Source organism: Aquabacterium sp. G14 (genome assembly GCF_037482285.1).
GTDB lineage: Bacteria > Pseudomonadota > Gammaproteobacteria > Burkholderiales > Burkholderiaceae_C > Aquabacterium.
Genome location: NZ_JBBEYB010000001.1, coordinates 391305 through 405598, shown reverse-complemented (window position 1 = coordinate 405598; position 14294 = coordinate 391305). Strand labels below are relative to the sequence as shown.

Genomic DNA, 14294 nt, shown 5'->3' with positions numbered 1-14294 from the left:
AGCGGCCCATCGAGCGGGCCAACTGTCAAATTCTGCTTGACAGTCTGTCAATGCCTGAAGGGATTGTCAAGACAGCGCCCCTGTCGAACAATCCGTGTCAACCTGCTGGCCGTCCGGCCCGGGTCGTTTTCTGCTCCAAGAAAGAGACACACCACCATGGAACCCACCGCTGCCGCGCCCGTTGTCCAGACCACCGTGAGCGATCACATCGCCCTGGTGAAGATCTCCAACCCGCCCGTCAATGCCCTGAGCACAGCGGTGCGCCAAGGCCTGCAGCAAGCCTTCACCGAACTGAACCAGAACGCCGACGTCCACGCCATCGTGGTGACCGGCTCGGGGGCCAACTTCATTGCCGGTGCCGACATCCGCGAGTTCGGTCTGCCCCCGCAAGCGCCTGCGCTGCCCGATGTGTGCAACCAGATCGAAGCCTCGGACAAGCTGGTGATCGCCGCCATCCACGGTGCGGCACTGGGCGGTGGCCTGGAAATCGCCCTGTCGGCCCACTACCGCGTGGCCGTCGAAACCGCCAAGATCGGCCTGCCCGAAGTGAACCTGGGCCTGCTGCCCGGCGCCGGTGGCACGCAACGCGCTCCGCGCCTGGCTGGCGCCGCCGCCGCCCTGGACCTGATGCTCAGCGGTCGCCACGCTGGCGCCAAGGAAGCCCTGCGCCTGGGCCTGATCGACCACATCGCGACCAGCGACGACATCGCCGCCGAAGGCATTGCCTACGCCCGCAGCCTGCTGGCCGATGGCGCCCCGATCCGCCGCACCGGTGAGCAGACCGCCGCCCTGGACGACCGCGCTGCGCAGCAAGCTGCCATCGATGCCGCCCGTGCCGACGTGGCCAAGAAGAAGGGCCTGTTCTCGCCCGCCAAGATCGTGGACTGCGTGCAAGCCGCCCTGGACCAGCCCTTTGCCGAAGGCCTGGCCACCGAGCGTGAGCTGTTCACCCAGTGTCTCAACAGCCCGCAGCGTGCCGGTCTGGTCCACGTGTTCTTTGCCGAGCGTGAAGTCACCAAGTCGCCCGAGACCCAGTCCGCGAAGCCCCGCCCCTTCCAGAAGGTCGGCGTGATCGGTGGCGGCACCATGGGCGCCGGCATCGCCGTCTCCCTGCTGGACGCCGGCTTGAGCGTGACCATGATCGAGCGCGATGACGCCGCCCTGGCCCTGGGCCAGTCGCGCGTCGCCAAGGTGTACGATGGGGCCATCGCCAAGGGCCGCCTGAGCGAAGAAGGCAAGGCCGCCATCCTGGCGCGCTTCCACGGCTCGACGAGCTACGACGCGCTGGCCGATGCCGACATCGTCATCGAAGCCGTGTTCGAAGACATGGGCGTCAAGAAGGCCGTGTTCGCCGAACTCGACCGCGTCTGCAAGCCCGGCGCCGTGCTGGCCACCAACACGTCCTACCTGGACATCAACGAGGTGGCCAACAGCGTCTCGCGTCCGCAAGACGTGGTGGGCCTGCACTTTTTCTCGCCGGCCAACATCATGAAGCTGCTGGAGATCGTGGTGCCCGCCAAGGTGAGCGCCGACGTGGTCGCCACCGGCTTTGCGCTGGCCAAGAAGCTCAAGAAGGTGCCGGTGCGCGCCGGCGTGTGCGACGGCTTCATCGGCAACCGCATCCTGGCCGTGTACCGCCAGGCCGCCGACTACATGATGGAAGACGGCGCCTCGCCGTTCGAGATCGACGCGATGGTGCGCGCCTTCGGCTACCCGATGGGCCCGTACGAGATGAGCGACCTGGCCGGTGGCGACATCGGCTGGGCGACGCGCAAGCGCCGCGCCGCCACGCGTGACCCCAAGGCCCGCTATGTGCACATCGCCGACAAGCTGTGCGAGCGCGGCTGGTTCGGCCAGAAGACCGGCCAGGGCTGGTATGTGTACGAAGCCGGCACCCGCGGCGGCAAGCCCAACCCGGCGGTTGACCCCATCATCGCCGAAGAGCGCGCCAAGGCCGGCGTGACCCCGCGCACCTTCACCCGCGAAGAGCTGGAGCGCCGCTACGTGGCCGCCATGGTCAACGAAGGCGCCAAGGTGGTGGCCGAGGGCATCGCCCTGCGCCCGCTCGATGTCGACGTGACCCTGGTCTATGGCTACGGTTTCCCCCGCTACAAGGGCGGCCCGATGAAGTACGCCGACCTGGTCGGCCTGCCGCAGATCCTGGCCGACATCGAAGCCTTCGCCAAGGAAGACCCGCTGTTCTGGCAACCGGCCCCGCTGCTGGTCAAGCTGGTGCAAGAAGGCAAGAACTTCGACAGCCTGAACAAGGCCTGATCTCACACGGCCTGAACCGCCGCTCACCGCAGAACATCTAGGAGACCCGCATCATGCGCCAAGCCGTCATCGTGTCCACGGCACGGACCCCCATGACCAAAGCCCACCGGGGCGAATTCAACGTCACCCCCGGCACCACGCTGACGGCCTTTGCCGTCAAGGCCGCGGTCGAGCGCGCCGGCATGGACCCGGCCCTGATCGAAGACATCATCATCGGCTGTGGCTACCCCGAAGGCCGCAGCGGCCGCAACCTGGGCCGCACCAGCGCCCTGCGCGCCGGCCTGCCGCTCACCATCGCCGGCGCCACCGTCAGCCGCTTTTGCGCCTCAGGCCTGATGGCCGTGGCCACCGCGGCCAGCCGCATCATCGTGGACGGCGCCCCCGTCATGGTCGCTGGCGGCATGGAGAGCATCTCCGGCCTGCGTCGCCCTGACGGCACCGGCCTGGAGTCGGGCATCGACCCCTGGCTGCTGGAGCACAAGCCCGATCTGTACATGACCATGATCGAGACGGCCGACGTGGTGGCCCAGCGCTACGGCATCAGCCGCGAAGCCCAGGACCAGTTCTCGCTGGCCAGCCAGCAAAAGACCGCCGCGGCCCAGGCCGCCGGCATCTTCAAGGACGAGATCATCTCGGTGACGACCACCATGGGCGTGACCGACAAGGACACCAAAGAGGTCTCCTACAAGGAAGTCTCGATCGACCACGACACCTGCAACCGCGCCGACACCACCTACGAAGGCCTGGCCAAGCTGGCCCCGGTGCGCGGCCCCGACCAGTTCATCACCGCGGGCAATGCCTCGCAACTGTCGGACGGCGCATCGGCCTGCGTGCTGATGGACAGCCAGGAAGCCGAGCGCCTGGGCCTGCAGCCGCTGGGTGCCTTCCGCGGCTTTGCCGTGGCCGGCTGCGAGCCCGATGAAATGGGCATCGGCCCGGTGTTCGCGGTGCCCAAGCTGCTGGCCCGCCATGGCCTGAAGGTCGAAGACATCGACCTGTGGGAAGTCAACGAAGCCTTCGCCTCGCAGTCCATCTACTGCCAGCAACAGCTCGGCATCCCCGAAGAGCGCCTCAACGTCAACGGTGGCGCCATCTCGATCGGCCACCCCTTTGGCATGAGCGGCGCCCGCATGGTCGGCCACGTGCTGCTGGAGGGCCGTCGCCGCAAGGCCCAGGACCCCAAGGTCAAGTGGGCCGTCGTGACCATGTGCATTGCCGGCGGCATGGGCGCCGCCGGTCTGTTCGAAATTTTCTAAAACGCCCCGAGGAGCACCAACATGGACCTGAATTTCACCCCTCAGGAAGAAGCCTTCCGCGCCGAGGTGCAACGCTTCCTGAACGACGAAGTGCCCGCCCGCCTGAAAGAAAAAGGCGACGCTGGCAAGCGCTTCACCAAGGCCGACTTTGAAGAGTGGCACGCCCTGCTGAACAAGAAGGGCTGGCTGGCCTCGGGCTGGCCGGTCGAATACGGCGGCACGGGCTGGAACCCCGTCGAGAAGTTCATTTTCGACAACGAATGCGCGCTGGCCCACACGCCCCGCATCCAGCCCTTCGGTGTGGCCATGGTCGCCCCCGTCATCATCAAGTACGGCAACGAAGCGCAAAAGCGCTACTGGCTGCCTCGCATCCTCAATGGTCAGGACTGGTGGTGCCAGGGCTACTCCGAGCCCGGTGCCGGTTCTGACCTGGCCTCGCTGAAAACCAGCGCCGTGCGCGATGGCGACCACTACATCGTCAACGGTCAAAAGACCTGGACGACCCTGGGCCAGCACGCCAACATGATCTTCTGCCTGGTGCGCACCGACCGCGAAGCCAAGCCGCAGCAAGGCATCAGCTTCCTGCTGATCGACATGGCCACCCCCGGCATCGAGATCCGCCCCATCATCACGCTCGACGGCGAGCACGAGATCAACGAAGTCTTCTTCACCGATGTGAAGGTGCCCGTTGAAAACCTGGTGGGCGAAGAGAACAAGGGCTGGGACTGCGCCAAGTACCTGCTGACCCACGAGCGCACCAACATCGCCGGTGTCGGTCACTCGGTCGCTGGCCTGGATCGCCTCAAGCACCTCGCCAGCCGCGTGATGAAAAATGGCAAGCCGCTGGATCAGGATCCGTTGTTCGCCGCCCGCCTGGCCAAGGTCGAGATCGACCTGGAGAACATGAAAACCACCAACCTGCGCGTGATCGCCGCCGTGGCCGGTGGCGGTGTGCCGGGTGCAGAAAGCTCGATGCTCAAGATCAAGGGCACCGAGATCCGTCAGGAACTGTTCTCTCTGGCGCGTCGTGCGCTGGGCGTGCATGCGCTGCCCTACATCGCCGAAGCCCTGGACGAAGGCTACACCGGCGAGCCCATCGGCCCGCAAGAGTCGGCCTTTGCGGCATCGCACTACTTCAACTACCGCAAGCTGTCGATCTACGGCGGCTCCAACGAAATCCAGAAGAACATCATCTCCAAGATGATCCTGGGTCTGTAAGCATCGACTGGCGAGGAACACAACCATGAACTTCAACCAATCCGACGACCGTCGCATGCTGGCTGATTCGCTCGACCGCTACCTGGCCGAGCAGTACAGCATCGAAACCCGTCACGCCATCAGCAAGTCGGCCACCGGCTACAGCGCCGAGCAGTGGGCCAAGTTCGCCGAACTGGGCCTCATCGGTGCCCTGTTCACCGAAGAGCAAGGCGGCTTCGGCGGCACCGGCTTTGACATCGTCACCGTGTTCGAATCGCTGGGCCGCGGCCTGGTGGTCGAGCCTGTGCTGGCGACGGCCGTGCTGGCCGGCTCCGCGCTGGCCCACGCTGGCAACGACGCACAAAAGGCCCTGATCGAAGAGATCATCGGCGGTGGCCTGATCGCCACGCTGGCCCACGAAGAAGCCGATGCCCACTACGCCCTGAACCGCGTCAGCACCCGTGCCACCCGTGACGGCGACCACTATGTGATCGACGGCGCCAAGGCGGTCGTGCCCTTCGCCGACCAGGCCCAGCAGATCATCGTCTCGGCCCGCACCAGCGGCGACGTGGCCGATGAGGCCGGCATCTCGCTGTTCGTCGTGCCCGCGGGTACCGCCGGCCTGAGCATCCGTGCGTACGGCAATGTGGACGGCACCCGCGCGGGTGAAGTCACGTTCAGCCAGGTACGTGTGCCCGCCTCCGCCCTGCTGGGCGCCGAAGGCCAAGGCCATGCCACGCTGGAGCACGCCGTCGGTCGTGGCCTGCTGGCCCTGGCCGCCGAGTCCCTGGGCGCGATGGAAGTGTGCAAGAAGGCCACCATCGAGTACCTGCAGACCCGCAAGCAGTTCGGCAAGGTCATCGGCAGCTTCCAGGCCCTGCAACACCGCATGGCCACCGTGCTGCTCGAAATCGAACAGGCCCGCTCGGCCGTGATCAACGCCGCCTCGGCACTGGACGGCGACGACCGCATCGCCCGTGAGCGCGCCCTGTCGGCAGCCAAGTACTCGGTGGGCAAGATTGGTACGCTGGTGGCCGAAGAATCCATCCAGCTGCATGGTGGTATCGGGGTGACCTGGGAGCTGCCCATGCCGCACTACGCCAAGCGTCTGGTCATGATCGACCACGTGCTGGGTGACGAAGACCACCACCTGCAGCGCTTCATCGCGCTGGGTCAGGCCTGAGCCTCAGACTGACAGCATGTCCGATCGCCACCTTGCTCACTGGCCCGACCAAGTGCCCCGGCACCTGGACGTCCCCGCCACGCACCTGTACGCCAACGTCGAGCGTGCTGCCGCGCAGCACCCCGACAAGCCGTACTTCATCTTCTACGACACGCCCCTGAGTTACGGGCAGTTCCATGTCGAGACCGAGCGGCTGGCCGGCTACCTGCAGCAGGTCTGCGGGGTGCGCAAGGGCGATCGCGTCCTGCTGTACATGCAGAACAGCCCGCAGTACGCGCTGGCGTACTACGCCATCTTGCGCGCTGACGCGGTGGTGGTGCCGGTCAACCCGATGAACCTGACAGACGAACTCCGTCACTACGTCAGAGATGCCCAGGCCACCACCATCTTCGTACCGCAGGACCTGTACCACCACGTGCAGCCCCTGCTCAACGAAGGCGTGCACGAGGCGCCAGACAGCGAAGGCCTGCGCCACGCCATCGTCGCCACCTACAGCGACTACCTGACCGAGCCGACCGACCTGCGCGTGCCGCCCTTCGTGACCGAACCGCGTCGCACCTTCGGCGATGCAGGCGCCGTGGCTTGGATGGACGCCCTGGCCGCCAACCTGTCGCCCAGCCCCATGACGGCCGGCCCCGACGACATGGCCGTGATGCCCTACACATCAGGCACCACCGGCCATCCCAAGGGTTGCGTGCACACGCACCGCAGCGTGATGTACAACACCATCGCGCGCCACGTGTGGCTCAAGTCCAGCGCTGACACCGTGATGCTCGCGGTGCTGCCCTTCTTCCACGTGACGGGCATGCAGAACGCGCTCAATGGCGCGATCTACCTGGGCGCCACCGCCATCGTGATCCCGCGCTGGGACCGCGACGTGGCGCTGCAGTGCATCGGCCGCTACAAGGTGACGGCCGCCCAGCTGATCTCGACCATGGTGGTGGACATGCTGTCCCACCCGAATCTCGATGCGTTCGACCTGTCCAGCCTGAACAGCGTGGGCGGTGGCGGCGCGGCCATGCCCGAAGCCATCGCACAAAAGCTCAAGAACCTGGTGGGGGCCGATTACATCGAGGGTTACGGCATGTCCGAGACCATGGCGGCCACCCACATCAACCCCACACAGCGCCCGATGAAGCAGTGCCTGGGCATCCCCATTTTCGATGTGGATGCGCGCGTGGTGGACCCCGCCACCTTCGCCGAACTGCCCGCGGGCGAGATCGGCGAGATCATCGTGCACGGCCCCCAGGTCATGCGCGAGTACTGGCGCGCCCCTGACGCCAACCGCGACAGCTTCGTCGAGATCGACGGCAAGCGCTTCCTGCGCACGGGCGACTTGGCCTATGCCGACGAGCACGGCTATTTCTTCATGGTCGACCGCCTCAAGCGCATGATCAATGCCTCGGGCTTCAAGGTCTGGCCAGCCGAAGTCGAAGCCATGCTGTATCACCACCCGGCCATCCAGGAAGCCTGCGTGATCGCGGCGCAAGACCCACGCCGTGGTGAAACCGTCAAGGCCGTCGTCGTGCTCAAGCCCGATCACGTCGGCACCGTCACCGAACAAAAGATCGTTGAATGGGCCCATGACCACATGGCCGCCTACAAGAGCCCCCGCATTGTCACCATTGTCGACCACCTGCCCAAGTCCGCTTCGGGCAAGATCCAGTGGCGTGAGCTGCAAGACCGCGAGCTCAGCCACCCTTCGGCCGCTCAGGCCTGACCCCTCTGCCCTGCCACCACCCTAAGGAACCCCTCATGTCTGCACACGCCAAAGCCACTTTCCAATGGGATGACGCCCTGCTGCTGGAACAACAACTGACTGAAGACGAACGCGCCGTGCGCGACGCCGCCCGCGCCTACTGCCAGGACAAGCTGGCCCCGCGCGTGCTCGAAGCTTTCCGTCACGAGAAGACCGACCCGTCCATCTTCCGTGAAATGGGCGAGCTGGGCCTGCTGGGCGTGACCATCCCCACCGAGTACGGCGGCTCCGGTCTGAACTACGTCTCTTACGGCCTGGTGGCCCGTGAAGTCGAGCGCGTGGACTCGGGCTACCGCTCGATGATGAGCGTGCAGCACTCGCTGGTGATGGTGCCCATCAACGAATTCGGCACCGAAGCGACCAAGCGCAAGTACCTGCCCAAGCTGTGTACCGGTGAGTACATCGGCTGCTTCGGCCTGACCGAGCCCAACCACGGCTCCGACCCTGGCAGCATGATCACCCGCGCCACCAAGGTGGAAGGCGGCTACAAGCTCAGCGGCTCCAAGATGTGGATCTCGAACTCGCCGATCGCCGACGTGTTCGTGGTCTGGGCGCAGTGCAATGAGAACGGCAAGGACGCCATCCGCGGCTTCGTGCTGGAAAAGGGCTGGAAGGGCCTGAGCGCTCCGGCCATCCACGGCAAGGTCGGCCTGCGTGCCTCCATCACCGGTGAGATCGTGATGGACGAAGTGTTCGTGCCGGAAGAAAACGCTTTCCCCGAAGTGCGTGGTCTGAAGGGCCCCTTCACCTGCCTGAACAGCGCCCGCTACGGCATCTCCTGGGGCGCCCTGGGTGCGGCCGAAGACTGCTACACCCGCGCCCGTCAGTACGTGATGGACCGCAAGCAGTTTGGCAAGCCCCTGGCCGCCAACCAGCTGATCCAGAAGAAGCTGGCCGACATGCTCACCGAGATCACGCTGGGCCTGCAAGGCAGCCTGGCCCTGGGTCGCCTCAAGGACGCCGGCAAGGCCCCGGTCGAAGTGACCTCGATCATGAAGCGCAACAACTGCGGCAAGTCGCTGGACATCGCCCGCATGGCGCGCGACATGATGGGTGGCAACGGCATCTCCGACGAGTTCGGCGTGGCCCGTCACCTGGTCAACCTCGAGGTGGTCAACACCTACGAAGGCACGCACGACATCCACGCCCTGATCCTGGGCCGTGCGATCACCGGCTCGGCCGCTTTCTGATCGCGTTGATCGCGCGCTGATCGCCACTTGACCAGGGCGGGCGCACCACCCGCGCCGGCCCCGGCAGTCCCCACAGCCCCTTGCGAGGGGCTGTTTGCGTTGCACGCGTCAAAGTGGGGTCATCGTGAAAAATCCCGGTCACTCCGGGTAGTTTTCACATGTTGAACGTGAGCAGCACCCCTCACAATGGCCTGTCGTTGATAAGTGCCCCAGCCGGCGCCTCCCGTACCCGCCATGCGCGCTCACCAGCTCCCACTTGCCTCGCTTCGGCCCTTGGTCACGGCCAAGCCTGAAACGCTGTGGCGCACGGTGTTCGAGCAATCCCACCTGGGTATCGTGCTGATCGACCCGGCCACCGACCGCATCATCGACCTCAACCAGCGCTTCGCCGACCTGGCCGGCCGCTCCCGCGATGCACTGCGGGGGCAGGACTGGATGCACCTGACCCACCCGGACGACCTGCCTCTGGAGATCGAGCACAAGACACAACTGCGCCAGGGCCAGATCCCCTGCTTCCTGCGCGACAAGCGCTACGTTCACCCCGACGGCACTGTGGTGTGGGTGCACGTCAACGAAACCCGCGTGACCGTGGCCGAGGGCGAGCCGCCGTGCTTTCTGGCCATGGTGGAGGACGTCACCGAGCAACGTCAAACCCGCTTGGCGCTGCGTGCTGAACGCGAAGCGGCCGCACGCTACGAGCAGGAACGTGCTCTGCGCCAAACCCAGGAGTTGCTCCAGATGGCCGAGCGCGCCGCAGGGGCCGGCGCCTGGGACTGGGACATACGCACCGAGCGCCTCAACTGGTCGCCAGCCCTGTTCCAGCTGTTTGGCCTCGACCCACAACACGCACCGCCCAACTTCGACACCTGGCGCGCCCTGGTCCACCCGGACGATCTGCCCGACGCCGAGCTCGCCCTCGAAGAATCCATCCGGGAGCACCGTCCGTTCGTCGCCTCCTACCGCATCGTGCTCACCTCGGGCGAGGTCCGCTGGATCGACGCCTACGGACAAGTCAGCTACGACGCCAGCGGGGAGCCCGTTCACTTCACAGGCCTGTGCATCGATGCCAGCTTGCGTCACCACACCGAGGCGCAGATTCGCCAGCTCAACGCCGAGCTGGAATCCAAGGTCGAGGCCCGCACCGCCGAACTGGCGCAGGCCAATGCCGCGCTGCACCGCCTGGCCCGCCACGATGTGCTCACGGGCCTGCCCAACCGCCTGGCGGCCAACGAACGCCTGCGCGAAGAGTTGCTGCGCATGAAACGCAGCCACCTGCCCTACGCCGTGCTCATGATCGACGTCGACCACTTCAAACGGGTCAACGACCAGCATGGCCATGCCGTGGGCGACCAGGTGCTGCAGCGGGTGTCGCAATGCCTGCGCGGCCCCTTGAGGGAGAGCGACTTCGTCTCACGTTTCGGCGGCGACGAGTTCCTCGTCCTGCTGCCTCACACCGATGAGGCAGGCGCCTGCCTGGTGGCCGAGAAACTGCGCCAGGCGGTCGAGAACGCGCCGGACCCCACCGCCGGACTGGTCACCATCAGCGTGGGGCTGGCCATGTCCGACCCCGCACAGGACGACCAGGACGCCGCCGTCCAGATGGCCGATGCACGTCTGTACGCGGCCAAACAGGGTGGCCGCAACCGCGTGGTGCACCGCGATCCGGCGAACGGCTGAGCCGATCACCGGATCACCAGATCAGCTGCCCGGGAATCAGGGAGGCGGCGGCGCGGTGAAGTCCTGCTGGTTGTTCAGGTTGGCGCTCACCGTCACGTTGCGGGCACCCTGGAAGTTCAGCGCCTCGCTGCTCTCGGGCTGATCGGTCGCGCCCACACAGGTGAACACCACCGTGTAGTCGCCCGGGGACAGAAAGGCCGCCTTGTAGGTGTAGACGCCGCTGCCGACGCTCGTCTCCTTCACCGAGGCCGTGGTGACTGGCTCGGCGCCAGTGGCGTCGATGTCATCCGGGGTCACACCGGCGCCCGCAAACACGTAGACGCTGGGGCCATTGGGAACGAGCGGCGACGCGGACGCAGGACACAGCCCTGACAAGGCCACGGTGCCCGTGATGCCTCCGACCTGGGCGTTGTCGACCAGACGCAGTGCCGGCTTGAGGTAATAGCCAGAAAACGCACCGGAGGGGTCCACCACCGACTTACGCAGGTCAAAGTCGATGGTGAACGAGGCCGATCCGTTGACCGGCACCGTGAACCCGCGCACCAGCTTCAGGCCAGTTTGCGAGCCACTGGGCACGTACAGCGGGAACTTCGTGGGCACGCCGGAGACGGTTTTCTCCAGATACGAGTCCAGTGTGGACTGCGACGTCACCACCTTCAGGCGCACCCACTCATACCGCCCCGCCAGCACCGTCTGGCCGTTCAACAGCGACTCGGCATCGCCGTCCTGCAGCGCCAGCAGGTCAATCGTGCGCGGCGTCGGGTAATCAATGTTGATCGCGTTGGCACCGGCTGGCTTGAGCTCCACCCCGGTGAACTGCACGACCACGCTGGTCGCCTCATCGACTGGGGCATCGGTCACCTGCAAGGACAGCTGACCGGTGCCGCCCGCAGACGAGCCACCACCGCCACAGGCCGCCAGCAGCGTGGCGACCCCGAGGGCCAGCACAGACAGGGAAAAACAAGTTCGCATGATGGGGACTCCTTCTCAAATGCCCGCCTCTTGCGCCGAGACATCGGCTGGGCGAACAACCGCGCTAATTTACGACGCCGCCCCTGTTCGGCCAAGCGCAGACGCATCCAGATGTAGCGCCGCCCTGCAGGCCGGCTGTCGACCGTTACAACTCGGGACCAAGTCTTGGGGCATTCATCACACAGAGCGGCTTGATCTGCTTCCAACGTGAAACATGTCGTACCCACGCCGGTATCATCCCCGTCAGTCGGACATCCCTCCGAGATCCTCCCCGCCCTTCACATGTCTCTCCCCTCGCTCTCTGTACGCACCCGACTCTCGTTGGCCTTTGGGAGCCTCGCCGTGCTGGTCACAACCGTCTCAGGCATCGCTGCCTACAGCCTGGACGATGCCAACAGCCGCCTCAATGATTTCGCCGCTGGCGCCACGCTGGCAGGTCACGTTGAAGCCGCCATAGACCGCCGCGCCATCGCCGCGCGCAATCTGGTGCTGATCCCCGAATCGGAAGACCCCACCAGCGAGCGCAACAAGGTCATGGCCGCTCACGAAGAAGCTGCAGTGAGAATCAAGCAGTTGCAAGACCTGGTCACTCAATCGGCCAACGTCACCGAAGACGAGCGCAAGCTGGCGCGTGAAATTGCCGAAGTGGAGTCTGCCTACGGGCCGGTGGCCCTGGAGATCGTGCGCCTGGCAGGCCAAGGCCAGCGCGAGGCAGCCATCGCCAAGATGAACAACGACTGCCGCCCGCTGCTGGAGCGGCTCATGCGGGCCACCCAGGCCTTTGCCGAAGCATCCGATCAACGAGGTCGCCTGCTGCGCGAGGAAGGTGCCGCACGCGCACAGACTCAGAAAATGATCCTGTGGGGTGCCAGCTTGCTCGCGGTGCTGTATGCGCTGGGAGCCGGATGGCGCCTGATCCGCAGCATCACCCATCCCTTGCGCCACGCGGTAGCGGTGGCAGATCACATCGCCAGCGGTCAACTCAATAACACCGTGCACGTCGAGCGCGAGGACGAAATCGGCCAGTTGCTCAAGGCCCTGGAACGCATGCAGCACAGCCTCGTGAACACGGTGCGCAGCGTGCGTCAGAGCTCACAGAACGTGGCCACGGCCAGCGCCGAGATCAGCCAGGGCACCTTGGACCTCAGCGCCCGCACCGAAAGCCAAGCCAGCGCACTCGAAGAAACGGGGGCCTCCATGGAGGAGCTGGGCAGCACCGTTCAGCACAACGCCAGCAGCGCCGCCCAAGCCAACCAGCTCGCGCAGCAGGCCTCCAACGTGGCCCAGCAAGGCGGCGAGACGGTGTCGCAGGTGGTGGACACCATGCGCGACATCAGCCAGTCGAGCCACAAGATCGTCGACATCATCGCCGTCATCGACGGCATCGCCTTCCAGACCAACATCCTGGCGCTCAACGCGGCGGTGGAAGCCGCCCGTGCCGGTGAACAAGGACGCGGCTTCGCCGTGGTGGCCAGCGAGGTGCGCACGCTGGCACGACGCAGCGGCGAAGCTGCCCGCGAGATCAAGCAACTGATCACCGAGAGCGTGGCACGCATCGAACAAGGCGCCACCCTGGTCAACCACGCCGGCGCCACCATGGAGGAGGTCGTGACCAGCATCCGCCGCGTGAGCGACATCGTGGCCGAGATCAGCGCGGCCAGCCGAGAGCAAAGCGCCGGCGTGAGCCAGGTGGGCGAAGCCGTGATGCAGATGGACACCACCACCCAGCAGAACGCCGCCCTCGTCGAGGAAATGTCGGCCGCCACAGCCAGCCTGAACCTGCAGGCGCAGGAACTGGTGCGCGCCGTGGCCGTGTTTCAGCTGGACCCCGACCGCGCGGCGGCCTGAGCCGCCCCACGCAGAGCCCGCTCAGCCCTTCTTGATCTGGCGCATCATGCCTTCCTGCATGACCGAGGCCACCAGACGGCCATCGCGCGCGTAGTAACGCCCGGCGCACAATCCGCGCGCCCCACCGGCGCTCGGCGAGTCGATCACGTACAGCAACCAGTCGTCCAGGCGGAAATCGCGATGGAACCACATCGCGTGATCCAGACTGGCCAGGCGCACATCCCCGCGCAGCAGGCTCAGCCCATGCGGCTCGGTGGCCGCCAGCAGCAAGCCGTGGTCGGACACATAAGACAGGATGGCGCGGTGCAACAGCGGGTCATCGGGCAGGCGCGCCTGCGTGCGCACCCACATGGCCGAGCCGCCCGTACGGGGCTGCGGGTTCATCGGATGCAGCGGCGACACCCGGCGCAACTCCAGTCCACGCGGGCCCAGCAGCTTCTCGTTGAACGGCGGCGGCAAGAGGTGACGAATGGCGTCGCGCCCCACGCTCTCGGGCACCAGCCCCTCGGGCCCTGGGTGCACCGGCATCGGCACCTGGTGCTCCGGCCCCTCATCGGCCGTCTGGAACGAGGCCGTCAATTCGAAAATGATCTTGCCGCTCTGGCGCGCCACCACGCTACGCATGCTGAAGCTGCGGCCATCGCGCACCCGGTCCACCTCGTAGGTGACGGGCGCGTGCTCGCCGGGCAGCAAGAAGTAGGCGTGCAACGAGTGCACCATGCGGTCGGCCGGCACCGTCAGGCTCGCGGCCATCAGGGCCTGGCCCAAGGCCTGCCCGCCAAACAACGCCGGCGTGCCGATGTCATCGCTCTGCGCCAGGAAATGGTCATTCCCTTGGGGCGCCAGGCGCATCAGTTCCACCAGGCGGTCCACATCAGGGTGGTGAGGCAGCAAATCGCTCATGTCAACCTTCATACAACAACAGTTGTGCAAGGTCA

General features: G+C 66.0%; 10 protein-coding genes. 8 read left to right on the top strand and 2 right to left on the bottom strand.

From position 1 onward, the window contains the following. The first annotated feature begins 156 nt into the window (after positions 1-156). From WIT60_RS01840 to WIT60_RS01810, 7 genes are all read left to right on the top strand, one after another. Positions 157-2274, top strand: a complete 2118-nt coding sequence (locus WIT60_RS01840) for a 3-hydroxyacyl-CoA dehydrogenase NAD-binding domain-containing protein (RefSeq protein WP_339582240.1) — start codon at positions 157-159, stop codon at positions 2272-2274. A gap of 53 nt (positions 2275-2327) precedes the next feature. Continuing rightward, positions 2328-3530, top strand: a complete 1203-nt coding sequence (locus WIT60_RS01835; RefSeq protein ID WP_339582239.1) for an acetyl-CoA C-acyltransferase — start codon at positions 2328-2330, stop codon at positions 3528-3530. 21 nt (positions 3531-3551) lie between these two features. Beyond that, entirely contained in the window at positions 3552-4748 is a 1197-nt protein-coding gene (locus WIT60_RS01830) for an acyl-CoA dehydrogenase family protein (RefSeq protein ID WP_339582238.1), read from the top strand. Positions 4749-4773: 25 nt separating this feature from the next. Then, positions 4774-5910, top strand: a complete 1137-nt coding sequence (locus tag WIT60_RS01825; protein WP_339582237.1) for an acyl-CoA dehydrogenase family protein — start codon at positions 4774-4776, stop codon at positions 5908-5910. Positions 5911-5926: 16 nt separating this feature from the next. Then, positions 5927-7630 (top strand): long-chain fatty acid--CoA ligase, encoded by a 1704-nt coding sequence (locus tag WIT60_RS01820; protein WP_339582236.1) that lies wholly within the window; start codon positions 5927-5929, stop codon positions 7628-7630. A gap of 35 nt (positions 7631-7665) precedes the next feature. Beyond that, complete coding sequence (locus WIT60_RS01815) at positions 7666-8859, top strand: acyl-CoA dehydrogenase (protein WP_339582235.1); 1194 nt, start codon at positions 7666-7668, stop codon at positions 8857-8859. 234 nt (positions 8860-9093) lie between these two features. Beyond that, entirely contained in the window at positions 9094-10536 is a 1443-nt protein-coding gene (locus WIT60_RS01810; RefSeq protein ID WP_339582234.1) for a GGDEF domain-containing protein, read from the top strand. Positions 10537-10572: 36 nt separating this feature from the next. Here WIT60_RS01810 and WIT60_RS01805 read toward each other — a convergent pair whose 3' ends face one another. Continuing rightward, on the bottom strand, positions 10573-11508 hold the full coding sequence (locus WIT60_RS01805) for a DUF4382 domain-containing protein (RefSeq protein ID WP_339582233.1): 936 nt from the start codon (positions 11506-11508) through the stop codon (positions 10573-10575). Between the two features lie 282 nt (positions 11509-11790). Here WIT60_RS01805 and WIT60_RS01800 point away from each other — a divergent pair, with 282 nt between their 5' ends. Then, positions 11791-13356: a methyl-accepting chemotaxis protein gene (locus tag WIT60_RS01800; protein WP_339582232.1), complete on the top strand. Its 1566-nt coding sequence runs from the start codon at positions 11791-11793 to the stop codon at positions 13354-13356. Positions 13357-13377: 21 nt separating this feature from the next. Here the strand turns inward: WIT60_RS01800 and WIT60_RS01795 are convergent, their stop codons facing one another. Beyond that, positions 13378-14259, bottom strand: coding sequence for an acyl-CoA thioesterase (locus WIT60_RS01795; protein ID WP_339582231.1), 882 nt, complete (start codon positions 14257-14259; stop codon positions 13378-13380). Positions 14260-14294 lie beyond the last annotated feature (35 nt).